This window comes from Sorangium sp. So ce204 (assembly GCF_051526795.1).
GTDB lineage: Bacteria > Myxococcota_A > Polyangia > Polyangiales > Polyangiaceae > Sorangium > Sorangium cellulosum_B.
In genome coordinates, this window is the sequence record NZ_CP150317.1 from 8,733,022 (window position 1) to 8,754,845 (window position 21,824).

The following is a 21,824-nucleotide window of genomic DNA, read 5'->3' on the forward strand; positions in this document are numbered from 1 at the left end:
TCCTAACGAGCTCGAACCTACTTCCCACCCGCGGCGGCGGACGGCTGCCCGGGAGCATCCGAGAGGCCGCTCACGATCTTCTCGACGAACCGGACGGCTGGCCGCTCTTCGAGCGGGGTCGTGACGCCGCCCTTCTCGAACGCGACCGCCTGAAGGTTGATGGTCTTGCCCTCGACCGCCGTGAAGGAATGGCTGGAGCGCACCTCGAAGCGGTAGCCCCGGAGGTAGGAGAACACCCCGTAGCCGTTGCCCTGCAGGTTCACGAGCACCTGGAGCGTGTGATCCCCCGGCGGGACGGAGCCGTTGAAGATCGGGATCTCCGTCTGCTCGGCGAGGGCGCCCGACTGATCGGTCTTGTTGTACTGGACGGCGCCATCCAGGACGATCAGCACACGCGTGACGCGGAACGCGGACGACAGCTCGTTGTTGAAGCGGATCGAGGCGCGCGAGCCGGCGCCGCCGCCGGAGAGGATCGTGTCGCTGAGCAGCGAGAGCCGCGTGTGGCTGCGGCGGATCTGCTCCTTGAGCTCGTCGATGCGCTGCTCCAGATCGCGCAGCCGCACCGCGTAGGTCGGACCATCCATCGCCGGAGCGGCGGCCGCGCCCGCAGCCGGGGCGCTCGCCGGGGCAGCCGTCGCGCCGGGCGCCGCCGTCGCGCCCGCAGCGGGGGCGACCGTCGCGGCGGGCGCCGCCGCCCCCGCAGCCGGCGCGACCGTCGCGGAAGCGGGCGCAGGAGCCGCTTGCGCTCCGTTGCCCGGCGCGGGCGCTGCGGGGACAGCCGGCGCTGTGGAGGCCGCCGGCGCCACGGAGGCGGCGGGAGCGGCGGCCTTGCCCGCCGCGCCGCCCGGGGCCTGCGCGAAGGCGGGCATCGACATCAAGAACGAGGCTCCCACCCCCACAGCCAGCATCCTGATAAGTCGCATCGAAAGGTAACCTCGTGGTTGAACCCTCGTCGGCAGAGGGGGGCGACCTCACGCCCGGTGCCGGGGAGTCTAGTGGCGGCGGGCTTCCGAGCGCAACGACATGGACGCCTGCTCGTCCCCCGGCGCAGGCTCCCGTCGCTCGCGGCGCGCGTAGAGGTCAGCGCGCGCCCATCCCCCTGCCCTTCCCCGGCCGCGGCCGCTGCGGGCGAAGGGGGCTCGCTCGCTCGGGGGCGGATCCGCTAAGGTGCGCTTGTGTCAGGGGAAGGAGTGCTCCTCAGATCTTCGGGCCGCGCCGCGCGTCCGATCCGACGCCGCGGCCGCCGCCGCGAACACCCCGCCGCCCGGGCCGCCGAAGGAGCGCCGCAGAGGCTCGGCCGCTCCGGGAGCTAGGATGGTCCCGATTTCTCGAGAGGAGGTCACGGACGAAGCGCTGATGATGCGCTTCCAGGGCGGCGACCGCGCGGCGTTCGCCGGGCTCGTCCGGCGGCACAAAACGTCCATCTACAACTTCATCCTGCGACAGGTCCGCGGGCCTGCGATCGCCGAGGATCTGGTGCAGGATGTGTTCGTGAAGATCGTGCAGAGCGCCTCCGACTTCAAGCACGAGGCCAGGTTCACCACCTGGGCGTTCGCCATCGCGCGCAACGTCTGCATCGATCACCTGCGCAAGATGTCGCTCCGGCGCCACCCGTCGCTCGACCAGGGCTCCGGGGAGGGCGGCGACGGCCCGACGCTCGGCGAGCGGACCGCGGACCCGGCGCCCCAGGCCGCGGTGGACCGGGTCGCGATCGGGACCGAGATGGGGCAGCGCATCGTCCGCGCGGTCGAGGGTCTCCCGCACGAGCAGCGGGAGGTCTTCCTGCTCCGGGAGATCGGGCACGTGCCCTTCAAGGACATCGCCCACATCGTGGGGGTGCCCGAGAACACGGTGAAGAGCCGGATGCGCTACGCCCTGGAGCGGCTCCAGGACGCCCTCTCGGAGTACGAGGATTACGCGAGGGCGCTGCGCTAGCGCTCCGGAAGAGCTGTCTATGGACTGCGAGAAGTTCGACCAGCACGTGATGGACGCGCTCTACGACGAGCTCGACGAGCTGACGTATGCGGCCATGAAGCGGCACATGGACGGCTGCGCCCGGTGCGCGTCGGCGTTCGCGGGGCTGCGCGCGGCCCGCAACGTCGGCGCCTTGCCGTTCGAGGAGCCGAGCGAGGAGCTCGAGGCGCGGATCCTCGACGCCGTCGAGGTCGCGCAGAAGAAGACGCCGTTCCGGCGCAAGGCGCTCCGCGCGCTGGCCTGGGCCGGCAGCCACGCGATGCGGCCGCAGCTGGCGATGGCGGCGCTGTTCGTGCTCGTCATCGGATCGAGCCTGCTGCTGCTGCGGCCGAAGACGGGCGTGGCGCCGGTGCGGGTCACCGAGTGGGGCCAGCCCGCGTCGCTGGATCAGCGCGAGGCGCCTCGCGCCGCCACGCCTGCCCCCGCGGCCGTCGCGATGGAGGAAGGCGACGGCCGGCGCTCGGCCGAGGCCAAGGCGGAGGCGCCCAGGGCGGAGGCGGCGAAGGAGAAGAGCGCGCGTGCGTCCGCGGACGACGGCGCGAGCGCCGCGCTCCACGAGGCGCAAGCGCTGCAGCGCAAGTCGGGCTGCGCGGCCGCCGTCGGCAAGCTCGACGAGGTCGGCGCGCAGTACCCGGGCACGCCGTCCGCGCACGCCGCGATGTGGGAAGCGGCCCGGTGCTACCAGGCCTCCGGCGACACGGCGAAGGCGCGCGAGCTGCTGCTCGCGCTGCGCTCCGCGAAGGGCTACGGCGACCGCGCCGAGCAGCAGCTCGCGGACCTCGAGGCGAACGCCGCCGGCGCGCAGGCGCAGAACTCGGCGCCGGCGGCCGCCGCCCCCGCCGCGGCCGCGCGGCGCGCTGCGCCCAAGGCGGCGATGCCCGCGGCGCCGCCGCGCAACGCCGAGGAGCAAGGTGCAGCGGGCCCCGCGCAGGCGGCGCCCGCCGACGCCGCGACGTCCCGCTGACGGATTGCGGGCGCCGGCGCGGCCGCGCCTCCGCCGTCCCCGGCGCCGCGCCTCGACCTCACCGCGCGCCGCGGCGGCGCCAGCGTCAGTTCGATCTCACCGGCGCTTCGCGGATGTAGGCGATCGTCCTGATCGTGCCGACGATGCGCTCGCGATCGTCCGGCGTGAGATCGACGAAGCGGATCCCCATGCCCGGGTTCGGGTTGTCGTGGAGGGGGCGCACCTCGTTGATCCACTGCACCGTCCCCTCGAGCACGTACGAGCCGTCGGTCCCCGGCGGCGAGAAGCGGAGCGTGAGCCGCGTGCCGATCGAGAGAGGCTGCGTCGTGCGGACGAAGATGCCCATCTCCGAGATGTTGGTGATGGACGCGTAGAGGAACGTGTCGTCGGTCTCGCAGTCCACGAGCCAGGTGACGTCGAGGCGCTCGGAGGAGCGTCGGTCGAGCGAATCCGAGGCGGGGACCTCGAGCTCGGCGTCCTCGCCGGGGCGATGCGCGTCGCCGTAGGCGCCGGCTTGCGCGCAGGACGGCGGCGTACCGCCCGGCGCGTCGGGAGGATGGTTTGAGTCCCGACGGCCCCCGGTCATGAGTCTGCGACTAGCCGCTTTCCGCACGCGCGTCGAGGGCGCTCGACGAGGAGGAGCACGCGTGCGTCGCCGGGCCGCGCGGGACGAGCCGCGCAGCGCGCGCATGCGTCGGGATCCCCACGAGGGCAGCTCACCGCACGCGGATGACGCCGCCGCGGATGCGGTCCTCGTGCTCCGGCCCGCGCGTCACCTGAAAGCGCGTCTCACCGGCGAAGAGGCCGAAGTAGAGCGTGTAGTCGCCCGGGGTGAAGTTGGGCTCGAGCCGGAGCTCGTGGTCGTCCACGACGACGTCGCCCGGCTGCCACAGGCTCAGCGGGTAGCGCCCCTCGATCACGGGATGGTCGCCGTTGTATCGACGCTGGAACCCGTCGATGTGGACGAACATCTTCCAGGTGCCGGTGATCGGCCGGTGGACCCGGAAGTAAGTCCGCAGGTGGTAGCTCTTCTGAGGGACGACGCTCGAGACCTTCTGGCCGTCGTCGTCGGTGAGCTCCCAGCCGAGCACCTCCAGCTGATCCTCGAGCATCGCGTCGAGCGGGTTCTCGGGCGCGGCGGGCTCGTCGAGGACGATACGGCCGAGCCAGCTCTCGTTCGGCCTGCCCCCGAGCTCGTTCGACGCAAGGAGGATCTGGCTGGAGCGGCCGTCGAGGACGGGCAGGTTGCGCCGGTAGCGCTTGCGAAAGAGGCTGTTCAACCGGGGCAGATCGTCGGATTTCACGACGAGCCAGCGGCGAGCGGCGGGGGCGACCGGAGCGGCGGCGCCGTCCCCCGAGCTCCCCGCGGCGGTGAGCCAGTCGAACGCCTGCAGGACATCGGTGAACGAGGTGACCTCGCCGCCCTGGTAATACGCCGCCGTGCGGCTCCGGACGCCGAGCATCGCGAGCGGCTCGCCGGGCTTGCGAAGGGACTCGTAGGACGCGAAGACCCCCTTCGGCGAGAGCTGGGCCGCGAGCGCCGGATAGTACCAGAAGCTCAGCGCGAAGCCGGCGACGAGGCCGGCGAGCGGCGTGCCGACGGCGCGCGGGAGGGAGGCGCGCGCGACGGCGTGGCGGAACGCGTCGCGCGCCACGAGGAGCAGCACGGGGCTCGCCGCCATCAGCATGGGCAGCGCCCACCAGGCGTTCATCCCGTACGCGGCGAGGTGGTTCGGCATCCTCGCCACGGTGCCCCACCCGATGCGCTTGCCGACGAAGAGCATCGCGCCGACGCCGACGAGCGCCGCCTCGAGGACGATCAGCAGGAAGAGCAGGTTGCCGTTCCAGATGCGAGCGAGCTCCGCGGCGCCGGCGTTCACCTCGTCGAGGACGCGCCGCGCCCACGCGCTGAAGCTGCGATCGAGCTCGCGGGGCTGCTCTTCGAACCAGGTGAGCGAGACGAGGCCGGCGAACGCGAGCAGGACGAAGCGCATCGCCGAGGCCGCTTCGCCCTCGAAGCTCTTCGGGAAGACGGGCTTGTCGACCGAGAAGACGCTGAGCGCCCTGTCCGGTGAGGTGACGAGATCGCGGTAGAGGACGAAGGCGAGCACGGCGCAGCCGACGGCGAGCGCTCGCGAGGAGGGGGCGCCGCGCTCGAGATCGCGGATGGCGAGCGCGGCGATGGCGGCGAGGAGCGCGGGGCCGCTGAACGGGAGCGCCCCGGCGTGCGGCGCGAGGACCGCGAAGGCGCCGTAGGCGAGCGCAGACGTGACGATCAGGGCGATCCGGACGCCGGCCTCGCGATCGAGGAGAGGGGCGGCGACCTCGCCCGCTCGGTCCGCGGCGGGGGCCCGGAAGAGCCGGCCGACGGCGAACGGCAGGAAGGCGCTCCACGGAAAGAGGGCGTGGCCGAGCTGGCGCAGCGTGAGATCGAACGTGGACTCGACGGGCGGCTTCTTGAGGAGCGCCACGCCGAGGGCGCGGGGCAGCGGCTCGCCGGCGCTCGAGCTCGCGAGCACGAGGGCGCCCTGCGCCGCCGCCGCGACGCCGAGGGCCAGCGCGGCGGCGCCCACGAGGTCGCCCGGCGTGGGCCCCCGGCCTTCCGGCGCGGGCCAGGCGCCGGACGTCCGGAGCAGGAGCCAGGTCAGGCCGGCGCCGAGCGCGGGGACGGCGACGCCGATCAGCAGGCCGCGGCTGAGGTATCCGGCCACGACGCCGAGGATCCCCACGGCGAGCCACGCGGCCGGCGCGAGCAGGGCGCCGCGCTGCGCCCCTCGCCCGCCCTCGAGCAGCGCGCCGGTCAGCCCGCAGAACGCCATCGTGAGCGCGGCCATCGTGACGATGTCGCCGAGCAGGGTGCGCGCCTGCATCACGTAGAGCGGCATCGTCACGAGCACCGCGACGCCGTACAGGCCGGCCCTTCGATCGACGAGGCGGGCGAGGAACTCGTAGAGCACGAGCGCGCCGGCGAGCCCCCACAGCGCGAGCGGGAGGCGCCCGGCCCAGTCGTGCAGACCGAACACGCGGAAGCCGAGCGCCATCGAGGTGAACCCGAGCTCTCCCATGCCGAGATCGGTCAGGGTCGGCAGCTGCCCGGGAGCGTCCGGGAGATCCACGCCGCGCGCGCCGAAGACGTGGATGGCGATGCGGCGGGCCAGGTCGGCGCGGTCGAGCTCGTAGGGGTCCCAGATGCCGCTCTTGCCGATGAGCGGCAGCAGCGCGAGGGCCGCGAGCGCGACGGCCGCGAGCCTCGCGAGGCCGGCGCGCCCGCTCCCGGCGGCCGCGCGGCCGCGGTCCATGGCCGGCGCGTCACCGATCTCAGCCGAGCGCGCCTCGAGAGGGGGCACCTCGGCGCGGGGCGGGGCTCCGCTCGCGTGCGGGTCGGGGGCGGCGGGCGGGGCTCCGCCCTGTGGGTCCCCTCGGTGGACGCTCGACATGCAGGGCATCCCCTTACCGCCTTCGCGCGCGCGTGACCACGGATCGTGGGGAAGCGTTTGTAGCCCCCCTGGGCGTCTGCTATCGCGCGCGGCGTGGTGAAAGCCCGTCCCCAGAGCGCGCCCCAGGGCGCGAAAGCGCGCCCGCAGGCGCCGAAGCCCGCCCCGGCCGCCGGTGGCCCCCGTCCTGCCAAGAAAGGTAGCGAAGGCAGCCGCCGGGGAGCGCCGTCCGGCGAAGAGCCCCGGACGAGCAAGAAGCGAAGCCCCACGGCGCGCTCGTCCGGCGCGGCCCGCAGCCAGGCGGGGCGTGGATCCCGCCCTGGTGGCGACGCGAAGGGGCGACAGCTCCCTGAGCGGACGAGCCGGACGGCAGGCGGGCGAGGCGCCGCGCAGCAGCAGCGCAGGAAGGCGGCCGAGCCGAGGCGGGCGGAGGAGACCGACGCCTCGCTGCCGAGGCGATCCGGGCGCGTGGCCCTGGTCGGGCGCCCCAACGTGGGCAAATCGACGCTGCTGAACGCGGCGCTCGGCCATCCGCTCGCGATCGTCTCGCCGACGCCTCAGACGACGCGCGACGCGATCCTCGGGGTCGTGCACCACGGCCCGGCGGAGATCGCGCTGCTCGACACGCCCGGCCTGCACCGGCCGCGCACGGAGCTCGGGCGCGTGATGAACCAGGCGGCGCGCGAGGCGGCGCGGGGCGCCGACGTGATCGTGTTCGTGACCGAAGCGCCGGATCCCGCGCGCCTGCCGCCGCGCGTGAAGGAGGGGGAGGACGGCCCGCCGCTCGCGCCGCACCCGAGCGATCTGACGTTGCTCGCGGACCTGGGGAGCGAGGCGCCGGTGGTGTTCGTGCTCAACAAGGTCGACCGGATGCGGGACAAGGCGCTGCTCTTGCCGCTCCTCGACGCGTTCGCCAAGGTCCGGGAGTTCGCGGCGATCGTCCCCATCTCGGCGCTGCGCGAGGACGGCATCCAGCGCGTGCTCGACGAGGTGGCGAAGCTCTGCCCCGAGGGGGACTGGGGCTTCGCGCCCGATGAGCTCACCGACAGGCCGACGCGCTTCTTCGCCGCCGAGTACGTGCGCGAGCAGATCCTGCGCGCGACGAAGGCCGAGGTGCCCCACGCGAGCGCCGTGCAGATCGAGCGCTACGTCGAGCCGACAGGCGAGGGCGCGCTGCACATCGACGCGACCATCCACGTGGAGCGGCCCGGGCAGAAGAAGATCCTGATCGGCGCCGGCGCGGAGCAGCTGAAGCGCATCGGCACGGAGGCTCGGCTCCGGATAGAGGAGCTCGTCGGCCGTCAGGTGAACCTCAAGCTCTGGGTCCGGGTGACGCCGGAGTGGCGCGAGTCGCGGGAGCGGCTGGACGAGCTCGGTTACAACAAGGGAGAGACCTCGTGAGCGCGGCAAAGCCAGCCCTTTCCAGATCGAACAAGCGCAGCCAGAGAGCCGCCGGAGGCGGGCGGACGGCGAAGAAGGGCGACGCGCCCGAGAAGACCGAGAAGACCGAGAAGAAGAGGGGCGGCGTCGCTCCCAGGAAGGGCGCTGCCGCCTCCGGCAAGGGCGCTGCCGCCTCCGGCAAGGGCGCTGCCGCTCCCGGAAAGAGCGCAGCGGCGCCCGGCAAGGGCGCTGCCGCTCCCGGAAAGAAGGCGGCGGCGCCCGGCAAGAGCGCCGCCGGATCGAAGAAGGGCAGCCGTTCAGGCCCGAGCAAGGGCCGTGCTCTCGCCGAGCCGATCGGCCACGAGGCGGCGCACGACAGGGAGGAGCTCGCGGCGGACCTGGCCGAGGAGGTCATCGCGGCCGCCGAGGACGCCGCGGCCGATGCGCCTGCGCCGCCCCCGTCGGCCGGGATCGTGGCGCTGGTCGGGCGGCCCAACACCGGCAAGAGCACGCTGTTCAACCGGCTTGTCGGCAAGCGCGTCGCGATCGTGCACGACGAGCCCGGGGTGACCCGCGATCGCCACTACGGCGACGTCACCTCGCGGGGACGGCGCTTCACGCTCGTCGACACCGGCGGGTTCGACCCCGAGAGCGATGATCCCATGCGGCAGGGGATCAAGCGGCAGATCGACCTCGCCATCGCCGAGGCCGACGTCATCGTGTGCGTGCTCGACGCCGTGACGCCGGTCACGCCGTCGGAGCACGCCGAGCTCGGCCTGCTGCGCCGCGCGGGCAAGCCCGTGATCTACGTCGCCAACAAGGCGGACTCGCCGAAGGCCGAGGTGGAGGCGGCGGAGCTGTACCGCCTCGGGATGGAGCGGCTCATCCTGATCAGCGCCCTCCATGGCCGCGGCATCTCGGATCTGGAGATGGCCATCGAGGCGGCGCTCCCCAAGGAGCCCGCGGCGCCCGAGGAGTCGGCCGAGGGGGCGCTCCGCATCGCCATCATCGGGCGGCCCAACGCGGGGAAGTCGTCGCTCGTCAACCGCATCGCGGGCGAGGAGCGCATGCTGGTCGACGCGCAGCCGGGCACGACGCGCGATCCGATCGACACGCTGGCCGAGCGCGACGGCAAGCGGTTCTTGCTCATCGACACGGCCGGCATCCGGCGCAAGTCGAAGGTGGCGAAGGAGGACAGCGCCGTCGAGGCGGTCAGCGTGATCCACGCGATCCGCGCCATGGAGCGGGCGGAGGTCGTGCTCCTGCTCTGCGACGCGGCCGAGGGCGTGGCCGAGCAGGACGCGAAGATCCTCGGCCTCGCGGTCGATCGCGGGTGCGGCGTCGTGATCGGCCTCAACAAGATCGATCTGCTCGATCGCAAGGCGCTCGCCAAGGCGGAGCAGGACGCCCGCGACAAGCTCTCGTTCGTGCCGTGGGCGCCGATCGCGCACGTGAGCGCGCGCAGCGGGCGCGGCGTGGCGAAGCTCATCGAGACCGTGGCCCAGGTGGCCGACGCCTACCGGAAGCGCGTGCCCACCGGGGAGCTCAACCGCTTCTTCGAGCAGATCCTGCTCACGCACCCGCCGCCGACGCACGGCGGCCGCGCGCCCCGCCTGTTCTTCGTCACGCAGGCCGAGACGTCGCCGCCGCTGTTCGTCGTCGTCGCGAGCGATCCCGACAAGCTCCACTTCAGCTACCGGCGCTACGTGGCGAACCAGCTCCGGCAGGCGTTCGCGCTGGAGGGCGTGCCGGTCCGCGTGAAGTACAAGGAGCGCAGGCGGCGGGGGTAGGCCGGGGGGGGGGCAGCCCAGCTGCCTCCTCACGGGCCGTTCCGCGTCACCCCGGGGCAGCCGGAAGGACCGACGCGCTGCCCCTGGCTACCCCGCCGCCCCGGGCAGCGGCGCCAGCACGTCGGCGATCCTCGCGAGGCCGGCCACGTCGTGGATGTCGTACGGGAACGCCGGGACGTCGACGCGGACGCTGCCGGCGCTCTGCTCGTCTTCGAGCGCCGCCTCGAGGGCGATCAGGTTCAGCTGATCGAGCTTGCCCATGCGGCTCTCGTCCTTGGCGGCCTGGAGCAGGCGCGCCGCGGCGCCGGAGGAGAGCGCAAGGCTGCTCCCGTCGAGCGCGGCGGCGATCTCGCCGACGCCGGGGAGCGCGCCGTACACCGGGTGGACGCGGTTCACGACGAACGCGTCGCGGTGCATCTGCTGCTCGCGCAGGCGATCGGCGAAGTACAGCACCTCGCGCACGCAGAGCGGATCGGGCGTCGTGACGAGCACGTACGCCACGTCGGGGCCGCGGAGCGCCGACGCCACCGCGTCCGCCCGCTGCTTCCAGCCGCCGAAGACCGCGTTCATCTCGCTGATGAACGCCGCGATCTGCTCGAGGAAGCCGCTGCCGGTCAGCTTGCCGATGCCCCGCAGCACCGCGGCGGTCGAGCGCGCCAGCAGGTTGAGCGAGAGCTTGCCGGAGCTCTGGAAGGCCTGCACGAACCACCGCGTGGCCGCGCCGTCGATGGCGCCGACGAGGCGCTCCGGCGCGTCGAGGAAATCCAGCGCGTTCGCCGTGGGCGGCGTGTCGAGCAGGACGAGGTCGTAGCTCGGGTCGCTCCTGACGGCGTAGAGCTTCTCCATCGCCATGTACTCCTGCGTGCCCGCGAGCGACGTGGAGATGTACTTGTAGAGGACGTTGCCGAGGATCCGGTCGCGCTGCTCGGGCGTGGGGGCGAGCGACGCGACGAGGCCGTCGAAGGTCGACTTCGTGTCGAGCATCATGACCGTCATCGAGCCGGGCACGTCGACCCCCGCCCTGGCGAAGCGGGCGGGCTCGATCGTCTGCGCCTCGGTCGTCATCTCCTCGAGCCCGAGGCTCTGGGACAGCCGGCGCGCCGGATCGATCGTCAGGCAGAGGACGCGCTTGCCGCGGCGGGCGGCGGCCAGGCCGAGCGCAGCGGTCGTTGTCGTCTTGCCGACGCCGCCGCAGCCGACGCAGAGGATCACCCTGCGGGAGGCGAGCAACGGGGCCAGACCGGCGTGGTCTGCCTGAAGGGACGCGTCGGCGGCGGGCGGGCTGTTCCGAGGGGGTGCGAGCGAGCCGGGCATTGCGCGCGACCTGAGGCCGCGGCCCCTTGTAGCACGAACCGGGGGGGCGCGAGCGCCCGGCGGCCGCTCAGGCGGCGCGGAGGATGCGCAGGCACCCCGCAGCGGCCCGGGCAATGGAGGCGCCACGCTCCGCCGTGCCGCCGCGGCCGCAGAGCAGCACCTCGCCGCCCGACACCGAGAGGCTCTGGACCTCGACGTCGGCGGTGAGCGTGGCGATGCGCGAGCCGACCGCCGCGCTCTGCACGGCGTCCGGGTTGGCGAGGAGCGGGGCGTAGGCGGCGAGCTCCTCACACGCCGGCCACGCGCCCGCCCCGGCGACGAGGCAGCCGCTGTCGTCCACGAGGACCACGACGTCCAGGTTCGCCTCGGCGCGGGTCGTCGAGAGCTGGTAGTGCAGCGCGGTGACCGGATCCTCGCTGCGGCGGCGCCGCCGCTCGGAGGTGGGGATCCCCTCATCCTGGGCCGGTGTGCCCTGCTCGACCGAGGGCGCGCCGGGATCGACCGGGCGCTCCGCGCGGCCCCCCGGCCTGCCGCCGCGCTGGCCGCCAGCGCAGCCGTCCGACGCGAGCTGAGGCACAAGCTGCTGGTTCGATAACGAGAGCGACACGAACACCTCCTCGACGCGAAGGATGGTCGCAGCGCACGCGGGCGGCCAACTTTGCTAAGTTCGGAGCGACGATGCGCGGCTTCATCGATCTGCACTCCCACTGGGTCGCGGGCGTCGACGACGGCGCCCGCACCGTCGAGGAGAGCCTCGCCCTCCTCACCGCGCTCCGCGGCGCCGGGTTCGACACCGTCGTGGCGACGCCGCACATGCGCCCCGGGATGTTCGACAACACCCGGCAGGGCCTGAAGGCCGCCTACGACGCGACCTGCGCCGCGCTGCGGGCCGCGGCCGGCGCGCGCGACCTGCCCGCGCTCGATCTCTCGTCGGAGCACTTCTTCGACGACATCGTCTTCCAGCGCCTCCTCGACGGCAGCGCCCTCCCCTTCCCGGGCGGCCGCGCCGCGCTCGTCGAGTTCCCGACCCGGAGCTTCCCCGCCCGGGCCGCGGAGCGGCTCTTCGATCTCAGCCGCCGCAAGCTCCGCCCCGTCATCGCCCACCCGGAGCGCTACGAGCCCGTCTTCGACGACATCTCCTCGCTCGATCCGCTGCTCGACGCGGGCGCGGTGCTCCTCCTCGACGTCGCGGCGCTCACCGGCAAGTACGGGCGCACCCCCCGCCGGGCCGCCGAGCAGCTGCTCGAGGCCGGCTACTACTACGCCGCGTGCAGCGACGCCCACGCCGCAAAGGACGTCCCCGATGTGAGCGACGGCATCAAGGCCCTCTTCGCCAGGGTCGGCGAGGAGGAGGCGAGCTTCATGCTCATCGACGGCCCGCGCGCGATCCTCGAAGGCACCGTCGACCCCTGAGGCCGTGATCCACCCGCTCGCTTGACGGGCCGCCGTCCATCGCTATAAGCGAACGACACGTTCATTATTCGCCATGGCGCAGTACCTCAAAGACGACGTCCAGGAGAGCATCACCTCCGCCGCGCTGACGATCTTCGCGCGGAAGGGGTACGAGAGCGCGACCATGGCCGAGATCGCCCGGGCAGCCGGCGTCTCGACGGGCAACATCTACCGGTACTTCGCGAACAAGGACGCGCTCTTCTACGGGATCGTCGACGACGGCTTCGCCCGCGCCTTCACGCTCCTGCTGCGCCGCCGCGTGAAGGCGCTCGACGGCGTGGAGGACGTCCGGGCGCTCCCGCCGACCGCCGCCTACCACCTGATCTCCGAGGAGCTCCTCCGCTTCTGCATCGAGAACAGGCTGCGCGTCGTGATCCTCCTGGGGCGCGCCGGCGGCTCCAGGTACGAGCGGTTCTTCGAGGAGACCGTCGAGCGCCTCATCGCGCTGGCGATCGAGCACTTCCGCGCCCTCGACCCATGCCTCTCGGTGACCGAGGTGATGCGGTTCAACCTGGACCAGATCTACCAGGGCTTCGTCAGGGCGATGGTGAACGCCCTCGCCCGCTTCGAGGACGAGGACGCCATCCGGGAAGCGGTCCACGGTTACTCGAAATACCACCTTGCCGGACTCAGGAGCTTCTTCGCGTAACCTTTGCTTCGCCTCGCCTCAAAAGTGAACGAATCATTCATCATTCACCCATCGAGCTCGACCCCTCGCGGAGGCGAGGGGCGCAAGGAGGCCCATCATGCTGGAGAGCACGCTTGATCTGCCCGTCGAGGCGCGCGCCGTCCTCGAGGAAGAGGCCACGCTCCTCGAGCGCGTGCGCGCCGCGCTGGACAGGGCGCAGGAGCGCGCCGCGTGCGCCTTCGGGCGCGCGCCGCGCGAGCTCAGGTCCGTCGCGGCGCTCCGGGAGCTCCGCGACGAGGCCGCCGCGGCCTCGGCCGACGATCTGCCGGCGGTGCTCCTCGAGATGAGCGTGCGGCAGCGGCTCATCGAGCAGGAGCCCAGGGAGGCGCTGCCCGACCCGCTCTGCCCGTACCTTGCCCACCTCCGGGTCGACGAGGGCAAAGGGGCGAAGGACTACCTGCTCGGCCACGCGACGTTCCTGGATCCGTCGGCCGACGTGCGCATCCTCGACTGGCGCGTCGCGCCGGTGGCGCAGATCTTCTACCGGTACCGCGAGGGCGACGAGTACGAGGAGGCCTTCCCGGGGCGCGTGGCCGAGGGCGTGGTGAAGGCGCGCCGCATCGTCGTCGTGGAGCGCGGCGCCCTCACCCGGATCGTGGGCGACGGCCTCGTCCTGACGCGGCGAGGCGACGGGCGATGGTCCCTCGCGGAGCGCGCGGCGCTCGCCATGCAGCCGGGCGGCGCGGGCACGGCCGCCCGCCCCGGGAGCCTCGGCGTCGGCGCCGGCGCCACGGACAACGCGAAGGCCGCGGAGGTCACCGCCCTGCTCGACGCCGACCAGTACGCCGCCGTGTGCGCGCCCCCCGAGCAGCCGCTCCTCGTGCTCGGCAGCGCCGGGAGCGGAAAGACGACCGTGGCGCTGCACCGCCTCGCCCGGATCGCCGCGCTCGATCCGGCGCGGTGCCCGCTCTCGGCCATGAACGTCGTCGTCCCCGAGGAGGGCCTCGCGCGGCTGTCGCGCCGCCTGCTCTCGCCGCTCGGCGCGGGGGAAGCCCAGGTGAAGACGCTCGACGCCTGGTCGTCGGCGACCGCGCGCGAGGTCTTCGGCAAGCCGATCGCCCTGTGCGACGATCCCCCGGCGCTCGTCTCCAGCCTCAAGCGCCACCCGGCGCTCTACAGTGCACTGCGCGAGCGGTTCGCCAGGCTCGCCGCGGCGAACACGACGCTCCCGCGGCTGCGCCGCCGCCTCGCCGACGTCTTCACGGATCGCGGGTTCCTCGAGGGCGTCATCGCCGCCTCGGGCGGGGACCTCCCGAGGAGCGCCGTCGAGGAGACCGTCCGGCACACCCTGCTGCAGATCGCCGAGCCGCTCGACCGGCAGCTCGCCTCGATCACCGTGGCCGAGAGGAAGCGGGCGCTCGACGGCCGCGCCATCGCGGAAGGGACGCCGGACGAGCTCGCGGGGACGCTCGACGTCGACGATCTGCCGATCCTGCTCTTCCTTCGCGCCGCTCGCCGCGGCCTGGACGGGGCGGGGTGGTCGCACCTCGTGCTCGACGAGGCCGAGGACTTCTCGCTGTTCGAGCTGTTCGTCCTGGGGAAGCTCCTTGGCGAGACGCGCAGCGTCACGCTCGCCGGCGACGAGGCGCAGCAGACCACCTCGAGCTTCGCCGGGTGGGACGCGGCGCGGGCGGCGCTCGGCGTGGGCGACGCGGCGACCTGCCGCCTCGCTGTGTCGTACCGGTGCCCGCGGCCGGTGGCGGAGCTCGCGCGGCGGCTCCTCGGCGAGCTCGCGCCCGAGGCGCCCGCGCGCGCGGCCCGGGACGGCGCGCCGGTCGGGCTCTTCCGCTTCCCGAGCGAGGCGCAGGCGCACCTGTTCCTCGCCGGCGCGCTCCGCGACCTCATCGGGCGGGAGCCCCGCGCCTCGGTGGCCGTCATCGCGCGGGACGCAGGCGCCGCGCGGGAGCTCCACGCGCTGATCGCGGACCTGCCGGAGGCGAGGCTCGTGCTCGAGGGCGCGTTCTCGTTCGAGCCAGGCATCGACGTCACCGACGTGGACAGCGCGAAGGGGCTCGAGTTCGACTACGTCGTCGTGCCCGACGCGACCGCGGCGGCGTACCCGATGAACCACGAGGCCCGCCGGCGGCTCCACGTGGCGGTGACGCGGACGTCGCACCAGCTCTGGCTCATCTCCGGAGCGGCGTGGTCGCCGCTCCTCGGCGACGTGGGGGCGAGCTGACGCTCGTCGTGGGGGCGGGCTGACGCTCGCGGCGGCGCGCCTATGGACGCGGCCCGGCCGGCGCGGAGACGGCGGCGGGAGGGAGCGGGCTGTCCCTCACCGCCGCGGTCCCGGCGAGCGCGACCCCGAGGACGGCGGCCCCGAACACCAGCAGCGCCTGCAGCCAGCGCCGCGGGGCGGGCGGAGGCTCCACCTCGTCGTCGGCCGAGCGGTCCCCTGGATCGAGCGACTCGAGCGCGGCGCGCAGCTGCTGCGTGCGGAGGTGGGACGCGTCGCCCAGGATCTGTCCGAGCCAGCCGGCGACGAGCGCGTCGTTGCCCGGGTTCGCGGCGCCCGGGATCGCCTCCTCGAGCGCGCGCATGAGCTTTGCGGCCGTCGCCGTGCGCGCGGTGGGCGACTTGGCGAGCGCCTCGGAGACGAGGCGATCGAGCGCAGGCGGGATCGGCTCGGGCGGCGGCGGCGCGCTCAGGCGCTCCGCGAACCCGCGCCGGGACGGGACCGCCCGCGACGACAGCGGCGCGGCAGGCCGCTCGCTCGCGATGTGGGTCATCGTGCTCTCGCTGTCGTCGGCCTGGAAGGGATGAGCGCCCGACAGGAGCTCGTAGAGGAGCACCCCGACCCCGAAGAGATCGGACCGCCGATCACACGGCTGCCCCCGGATGTGCTCCGGCGCCATGTACGGCGCGCTGCTCCGGAACAGGAACGCGCCCCCCTCGCCGCCCGCCGCGCCCGCTCCCGAAGCGCGCCCGCCGTCGCCGCGCAGCGACTGCGGCCGTCGCTCGGACATCCGCCCTTCCTCGAGCTTCGCGATGCCGAAATCGACCATGCGGACGAGCCCCTCGGACGTGATGAGGACGTTGTCCGGCGAGACGTCGTAGTGCAGGAGCTCCCGGGGGTTGCCGCCCTCGTCCCGCAGCTCGTGCGCGGCGTCGAGGGCCGCGCAGATCTGGTAGGCGAGCCTCGCCGCGACGAGCACCGGCGCCGGGCGCCCTCGCGCGGCGCGCAGCACCGACGAGAGCGGCTCCCCGCTCACCCACTCCATGACATAGAAGAACGTGCCGTCCGTCTCGCCCAGATCCACGACGGGCACCACGTTCGGGTGCCTGATGCGCGCGGCCAGCGCGGCTTCGTCGAGGAATGTCCGGACTGCGTCGGGATCGGGCGAGAGCTCCGGGCGAAGCACCTTGATCGCGAAGAGCCGCTGAAACCCGTGCTCCCGCCTCAGACGCGCCGCCCAGACCTCACCCATGTCGCCTGCGGCCACCCGCAGGACGAGCTCGTACCGGCCCAGGGAAAACCCCGGGAAAAAGCGCCCCCCGCCCCCCACGTGGAAGATGTGGCCCACAGTTGAAGAGCCCGCCAGTGCTCCCGGTGTGCGACGATCACGATTGTTGCCCTGGTTGTGAGACTCGACCTCAACCAGGAACCGCTTCCGACCGCGACATCACCGCCCTCCAGAGCGCCTGCCGGGCCAGCCCGCTGCTCGGACGTTTTCGGTCCTATCCGGGATGCGGGGGTCTTGCTTCCTGAACAACCGGACAGTAAAGCTGCCGGAAACTGTTGCCCTGCGCGTCGTGGGTCCACCTCCGCGGTCCCCCGCCGTTGCCCCCCTCCTATCGCTCCCTCCCGAGGTACGCATGAGTGACGAGAAGAACACCAAGCAGAAGTCTGCCGCCCTCGAGCTCGCGATCGCCAGCGTCGAGAAGGAGTACGGCAAGGGGGCGATCATGCGCCTCAAGGACGGGCAGACGCTGCACGATGAGGTCGCGGCCGTGGCGACCGGCTCGCTCGGCCTGGACATCGCCCTCGGCATCGGCGGCTACCCGCGCGGCCGCATCGTCGAGGTCTACGGGCCGGAGTCGAGCGGGAAGACGACCCTCACCCTCCACGCCATCGCGGCCGTCCAGCGGGCGGGCGGGACGGCGGCGTTCATCGACGCCGAGCACGCCCTCGACGTGAACTACGCCAAGAAGCTCGGCGTGAAGACCGACGAGCTGCTCATCTCCCAGCCCGACTACGGCGAGCAGGCGCTCGAGATCGCCGACATGCTGGTCCGCTCGAACGCCGTCGACATCATCGTCGTCGACTCGGTCGCCGCGCTCGTCCCCAAGGCCGAGATCGAGGGCGACATGGGCGACAGCCACGTCGGCCTCCAGGCCCGGCTGATGAGCCAGGCGCTCCGCAAGCTGACCGGCACGACCTCGCGCTCGCAGTGCCTGCTGATGTTCATCAACCAGATCCGGATGAAGATCGGCGTCATGTTCGGCAGCCCCGAGACGACGAGCGGCGGCAACGCCCTCAAGTTCTACGCCTCGGTCCGGCTCGACATCCGCCGCATCGGCGCCATCAAGGAGGCCGCCGCGGGCGGCAAGGAGCCGGCGGTCGTCGGCAACCGGACCCGCGTCAAGGTCGTGAAGAACAAGATGGCTCCCCCGTTCCGCGAGGTGGAGTTCGACATCCTCTACGGCCAGGGCATCAGCCACAGCGGCGACGTCATCGACCTCGCGACCGAGGCGAGCATCATCGAGAAGAGCGGCTCCTGGTTCTCGTTCCAGGGCGAGCGCATCGGTCAGGGCCGGGAGAACGCCCGCACCTACCTCGAGCAGCACCCGGCGGTGCTCGACAAGATCGAGTCGATGGTCCTCGCGAAGCACGGCATCTCGCGCGTCGGCGGGGCGGCCCCGACGAACGGCGCCGCGAGCCCCGGACCGAAGGGCGGAGCCGCGGCCGAGGCCCCCGCGCAGGCGAAGGGTCGCGGCGAGGCAGCCTCGTCCGGCCAGGACGCCCGCCGTCCTCCGGGCAAGACGAACTGACGCCGGCGCCATCGACGCCATGCACCTCTACGTGATGCGGCACGGCCCGGCGGAGGAGCGGGCGACCAGCGGGCGCGACGCGGACCGGAGGCTCACCCCCGAGGGCCGCGAGCGCGTGGCGCGGGTCTCGCTCGAGCTCCACCGCCTCCGGGGCGGCGCCCCGCTGCCGCTGGTGCTCGCGAGCCCCCTCGCGCGCGCGAGAGAGACCGCCGAGATCGCGGCGCCCATCTGCGGCGCGCCGGAGGTCGAGCTCCGCGACGAACTCGCGCTCGAGGCCGGGCTCCCGAGCTCGCTGGTCGCCGCGCTCGCCCGAGGCGGCGCCGACGCGCTGCTCGTCGGGCACCAGCCGAACGTGGAGCACCTCGTCCGTACGCTCGTCGACACGCCCGGCCGGGGCGCGACAGCGCTGCTCCCCGGCGGCTTCTGCACTGCCCTGGTCGTCGCCCTCGAGCCGGAGCCTTCCCAGCGCGCGCAGGGCCGCTGGCGCATGACGCAGATCCTCGATCCCCGGGCGCTCGCCTCGCGATGAGCGAGGCGGTGCGCACGGCGCCCTCTCATGGCGGCAGAGAGAGCAGGAGCAGAAGACGCGCGTCCGAGGCGGAAGGCGGCCCGACAGGCGCAGGCGCTCGTGGCCTTCACTACAAACACATGAAATTGCAAAGGAAATCCAGATCACCGGCGAGCGGCGGCCGGGGCGCCGTCCGTCTCCCTCCGGTGGGGCCGGCCACCCGCTTACATAGTCACAAATCCGAATGATTTCGATGTTCTCGGCCGCTCGCTTGACAAGGATCCCACCCGAGAATACGCCCAAATAAGGAGGATTGAGATGGCGGGACAGATGGCCTTCCCCTTCGCTCAACCCCCTCCAGGCCGTCTGTCGCGCAGCGGTGGGAAGGGCGCGGCGCGTACTTCCCTGCTGCCGCGTGTCGCCCGGGCGGTCGTCCGTGTGCCGGACCCCCGTCATCATCCGATCGACATCGATCTGCCGCCGGGCCAGCCGCACATCTACGTGCACGAGGGGGCTCGCCAGGCGCTCATCCGGCGGCTGGAGCTGGCCCAGAAGCGGCCGGTCCTCCTCTCGGTGACCGACAACTACCGGCAGATGATCTCCTCCTCGCTCCGGGAGGGCATCCTGCAGGCGCGCGTCCACCACATGTTCCTGGACGCGCCGGCGGTCGTCCAGGAGGCGCTCGTCCGGTATGTCGTGACGCAGGACCGGGCCGCCTCGCTCGTTGTCGGCCAGTACATCGACGAGAACGGCCACCGCATCCGGGCGAGCCGGCCGGTGAGCACGCCGCTCTCGACGCAGGGGCGGACGCACGACCTGCTGATCCTGTTCCAGAAGCTGAACCACGGGTACTTCGGCGGCGGGGTCGACGCGCTGATCACCTGGGGCAAGCGGACCAAGGCGCGGAAGCCGCGGCGCACCATCAAGCTCGGGAGCTACTCGGCGGTCGAGCGGCTGATCCGCATCCACCCCGTGCTCGACCGGCCCTGGGTCCCCCGCTACTTCATCTGTTACGTCATCTACCACGAGATGCTCCACCACGTGATGCCGGCGAGCCACGGCAACGGGCGCCGGATGCTCCATCCGCCCCAGTTCCTCGCCCGCGAGCGGCTCTTCCGCGACTACGAGCGCTCCCTCGCCTGGGAGCAGGACCACGTGGGGCGGCTCCTCCGCACCTGACGCATCCATCGCCTGCGGACGCACGTCATCCGGCGGCGTGTCGAGCGACGGACGCGACCGACGCAACCAACGCGACGAACGCGACGAACGCGACGAACGCGACGAACGCGACGAACGCGACGAACCATTGCGCGAAGGTGCGGCTGGCTCTAAACCGGCGAACCCCCGTTCGGGCCGCGCCAGCCGGCGCCCCGTGGGGGACCCCGTAACCTCGAAAGTGTGGAAGGCCAGCGTGCAGGAGATTCTCACCCAGGAAGCGAGCCCGAAGCGGGCGATGGAGGCCCTCGAGTGGGCCGTCCAGCGAGCAGAGAAGGCGGAGGTCGAGCAGCCCGAAGCGGGCGCCGAGCCACGCGCCTCGTCCAGGGTGATCTCCGGGCGGCCCGCCGACTTCAAGGCCGCGGCCGCCGCCTACCTGCCCGATGTCCGCAAGCTGCTCGACCGGGTCATGATGAGCGACGACGCCGAGGCCGGGCTCGACGCCCTGCTCGAGTCGGGCGCCCTCGCCGCGATGCTGCCCGAGGTCGAGGCGATGGTGGGCTTCGGCGACGGGGAGTGGCGCCACAAGGACGTCTGGAAGCACACGAAGCAGGTGGTGCGTCAGGCCGTCCCGAGGCTTGAGGTCCGCTGGGCGGCCCTGCTCCACGACATCGGCAAGACGAGGACGCGCTCCATCTCGCCGACGGGCGAGGTCCACTTCTTCGGTCACGCCGAGGTCGGCGCGCGGATGTTCGACAAGATCGACCGGCGGCTGCCGCTGTTCACGAAGGAGGATGCGCTGAAGAACAGCATCCGCTTCCTGATCCTGCACCACCTCCGGGCGAGCCAGTACGACGCGTCGTGGACCGACAGCGCGGTGCGCCGGTTCGCCAAGGAGATGGGCGGCTGCCTGAAGGACGTGCTCGACCTGTCGCGGGCGGACATCACCACGAAGCGGCCCGAGAAGAAGCGGAAGGGGCTGAAGCAGATCAGCGAGCTCGCCGAGCGGGTGCTCCAGGTCCAGGCGGAGGACGCGGTGGTGCCGCCGCTGCCGAGCGGCATCGGCGACGCCCTCATGCATGCGTTCGGGCTGCCGCCGTCGCGGCGGATCGGCGAGATCAAGCGCGCGCTGGAGGAAGCGGTCGAGTCGGGCGAGGTGGCGTCGCACCAGGAGGCGGACGTCTACATCGCGTTCCTCCGCGAGCACGCGGCGCGATTCGGGATCTGAGCGCGTAGAGCGGAGGCCCCAGGGGCCTCTCAGGGGAGGCGACCGCTCGCGCCGAAGTGCAGGCGCTGAGCGGCCGCCCGCACAGGAGACGGGTCCAGATCGGCGTCTTCGGCGCGGAAGCGCACTCCGGTGCGCTGAGCACCGAAGACGCCGAGATGGGCCCGTATCCGAAGCGGGCGACCGCTCAGCGCAGGCGCGCTTCGCAGGTGGTGCAGCGCGGGGGGACGCCTTCCTTGTGGTAGTGCTCGCCGCAACGGCCGCAGAGGCGAGCGTCGGCCTCGAAGGCGATCAGCTTGTCGGTCGCCTTGCAGCGGAGGCCGGCGACCTGCGGCGGCTCCAGCGGGCGCACCTCGCCGGCGGCATCGTCGGGCGGAGGCAGCGCGCCTTCCTTGATGTCCGCCGCTCGCGCGGGGATACGCGCCCTCGCCTCGGCCAGCGCGCGCGCGGCCGCCGGGAGGTGCGCTCGCAGCGGGATGGCGATCGCCGTGCCGCTGCCCTGGACCGTGAGCGCGGTCTCCGTGAGCAACAGGCCCGTGACATCGTTCCAGCCGATGCGCTCGATCTCGCCAGGCCCGCTCTCCAGCCCCACCCCGGCATCACCGACACGAAGCGCCTTCATCGACCACTGACCGAAGAGCCCCACCGCCGCCCCGAGGAGCAAGGCGCCGAGGAGCAGGTACGTGGCTGCCGGATGCGCCCCAGCCTCCTCGCCCCGGAACCACTGGCCGTAAACACCCGCCCCGGCCAGCAGCGCCGCGACGGACATGCCGAGCATCGTGAGGCCGAGCTCGAGCGACGCCTTCGGCTCGAAGCGCCGCTCGCTCCGCGGATCGGTCCGCTGCCGCAACACGACCTCACCGCCCTGCCCCGTGGTCCCCGAACCCTTGCGCTTGCGCTTCACCGGTCTGTCGGCTGCCATCGGCGGCTTCCTATCGGAGGAGACGC

General features: G+C 72.8%; 18 protein-coding genes. 11 read left to right on the forward strand and 7 right to left on the reverse strand.

The window, feature by feature from the left end; all coding sequences use genetic code 11:
• Positions 1-17: 17 nt before the first annotated feature.
• A complete protein-coding gene (locus WMF22_RS32550) occupies positions 18-923 on the reverse strand; it encodes a hypothetical protein (RefSeq protein ID WP_437293854.1) in 906 nt (301 codons plus the stop codon).
• 391 nt (positions 924-1,314) lie between these two features.
• Here WMF22_RS32550 and WMF22_RS32555 point away from each other — a divergent pair, with 391 nt between their 5' ends.
• Complete coding sequence (locus tag WMF22_RS32555) at positions 1,315-1,935, forward strand: RNA polymerase sigma factor (RefSeq protein WP_437293855.1); 621 nt, start codon at positions 1,315-1,317, stop codon at positions 1,933-1,935.
• A gap of 19 nt (positions 1,936-1,954) precedes the next feature.
• On the forward strand, positions 1,955-2,938 hold the full coding sequence (locus WMF22_RS32560; RefSeq protein WP_438032299.1) for a zf-HC2 domain-containing protein: 984 nt from the start codon (positions 1,955-1,957) through the stop codon (positions 2,936-2,938).
• A gap of 85 nt (positions 2,939-3,023) precedes the next feature.
• Here the strand turns inward: WMF22_RS32560 and WMF22_RS32565 are convergent, their stop codons facing one another.
• Positions 3,024-3,524, reverse strand: a complete 501-nt coding sequence (locus WMF22_RS32565; protein ID WP_437293857.1) for a TIGR02266 family protein — start codon at positions 3,522-3,524, stop codon at positions 3,024-3,026.
• Between the two features lie 130 nt (positions 3,525-3,654).
• Positions 3,655-6,237 (reverse strand): glycosyltransferase family 39 protein, encoded by a 2,583-nt coding sequence (locus WMF22_RS32570; RefSeq protein WP_438032300.1) that lies wholly within the window; start codon positions 6,235-6,237, stop codon positions 3,655-3,657.
• 603 nt (positions 6,238-6,840) lie between these two features.
• Here WMF22_RS32570 and era point away from each other — a divergent pair.
• Both era and der read left to right on the forward strand, forming a co-directional pair.
• Positions 6,841-7,773: a GTPase Era gene (gene era, locus WMF22_RS32575; RefSeq protein WP_438032301.1), complete on the forward strand. Its 933-nt coding sequence runs from the start codon at positions 6,841-6,843 to the stop codon at positions 7,771-7,773.
• Positions 7,770-9,542 (forward strand): ribosome biogenesis GTPase Der, encoded by a 1,773-nt coding sequence (gene der / locus WMF22_RS32580; RefSeq protein WP_438032302.1) that lies wholly within the window; start codon positions 7,770-7,772, stop codon positions 9,540-9,542. The genes era and der overlap by 4 nt, the downstream gene beginning before the upstream one ends.
• An 87-nt stretch (positions 9,543-9,629) precedes the next feature.
• On the opposite strand, the gene WMF22_RS32585 is transcribed toward der, so the two are convergent.
• Positions 9,630-10,754, reverse strand: a complete 1,125-nt coding sequence (locus tag WMF22_RS32585) for an ArsA family ATPase (RefSeq protein ID WP_438032303.1) — start codon at positions 10,752-10,754, stop codon at positions 9,630-9,632.
• 169 nt (positions 10,755-10,923) lie between these two features.
• Positions 10,924-11,463, reverse strand: a complete 540-nt coding sequence (locus tag WMF22_RS32590) for a hypothetical protein (RefSeq protein WP_437293862.1) — start codon at positions 11,461-11,463, stop codon at positions 10,924-10,926.
• 71 nt (positions 11,464-11,534) lie between these two features.
• Here WMF22_RS32590 and WMF22_RS32595 point away from each other — a divergent pair, with 71 nt between their 5' ends.
• The 3 genes from WMF22_RS32595 to WMF22_RS32605 all read left to right on the forward strand — a co-directional run bounded on the left by WMF22_RS32595 (position 11,535) and on the right by WMF22_RS32605 (position 15,175).
• A complete protein-coding gene (locus WMF22_RS32595) occupies positions 11,535-12,269 on the forward strand; it encodes a tyrosine-protein phosphatase (RefSeq protein ID WP_437293863.1) in 735 nt (244 codons plus the stop codon).
• 73 nt (positions 12,270-12,342) lie between these two features.
• A complete protein-coding gene (locus WMF22_RS32600) occupies positions 12,343-12,957 on the forward strand; it encodes a TetR/AcrR family transcriptional regulator (protein WP_437293864.1) in 615 nt (204 codons plus the stop codon).
• 97 nt (positions 12,958-13,054) lie between these two features.
• Positions 13,055-15,175: an ATP-binding domain-containing protein gene (locus WMF22_RS32605; RefSeq protein ID WP_438032304.1), complete on the forward strand. Its 2,121-nt coding sequence runs from the start codon at positions 13,055-13,057 to the stop codon at positions 15,173-15,175.
• A gap of 40 nt (positions 15,176-15,215) precedes the next feature.
• Here WMF22_RS32605 and WMF22_RS32610 read toward each other — a convergent pair whose 3' ends face one another.
• The gene (locus WMF22_RS32610; RefSeq protein WP_438032305.1) at positions 15,216-16,520 is read right to left on the reverse strand and encodes a serine/threonine-protein kinase; all 1,305 of its coding nucleotides are present in this window, start codon (positions 16,518-16,520) and stop codon (positions 15,216-15,218) included.
• 292 nt (positions 16,521-16,812) lie between these two features.
• Here WMF22_RS32610 and recA point away from each other — a divergent pair, with 292 nt between their 5' ends.
• The 4 genes from recA (at position 16,813) to WMF22_RS32630 (ending at position 20,879) form a co-directional block, all read left to right on the forward strand.
• Positions 16,813-17,988, forward strand: a complete 1,176-nt coding sequence (gene recA / locus WMF22_RS32615) for a recombinase RecA (RefSeq protein ID WP_437293867.1) — start codon at positions 16,813-16,815, stop codon at positions 17,986-17,988.
• 19 nt (positions 17,989-18,007) lie between these two features.
• Positions 18,008-18,517, forward strand: coding sequence for a SixA phosphatase family protein (locus tag WMF22_RS32620; protein WP_437293868.1), 510 nt, complete (start codon positions 18,008-18,010; stop codon positions 18,515-18,517).
• A gap of 297 nt (positions 18,518-18,814) precedes the next feature.
• Positions 18,815-19,675 carry a hypothetical protein gene (locus WMF22_RS32625; protein ID WP_437293869.1) on the forward strand — a complete coding sequence of 287 codons (861 nt, stop codon included), beginning with the start codon at positions 18,815-18,817 and terminating at the stop codon, positions 19,673-19,675.
• 232 nt (positions 19,676-19,907) lie between these two features.
• Entirely contained in the window at positions 19,908-20,879 is a 972-nt protein-coding gene (locus WMF22_RS32630; RefSeq protein ID WP_437293870.1) for an HDIG domain-containing metalloprotein, read from the forward strand.
• A 184-nt stretch (positions 20,880-21,063) separates the two neighbouring features.
• On the opposite strand, the gene WMF22_RS32635 is transcribed toward WMF22_RS32630, so the two are convergent.
• Positions 21,064-21,798: a hypothetical protein gene (locus tag WMF22_RS32635; RefSeq protein WP_438032306.1), complete on the reverse strand. Its 735-nt coding sequence runs from the start codon at positions 21,796-21,798 to the stop codon at positions 21,064-21,066.
• Positions 21,799-21,824 lie beyond the last annotated feature (26 nt).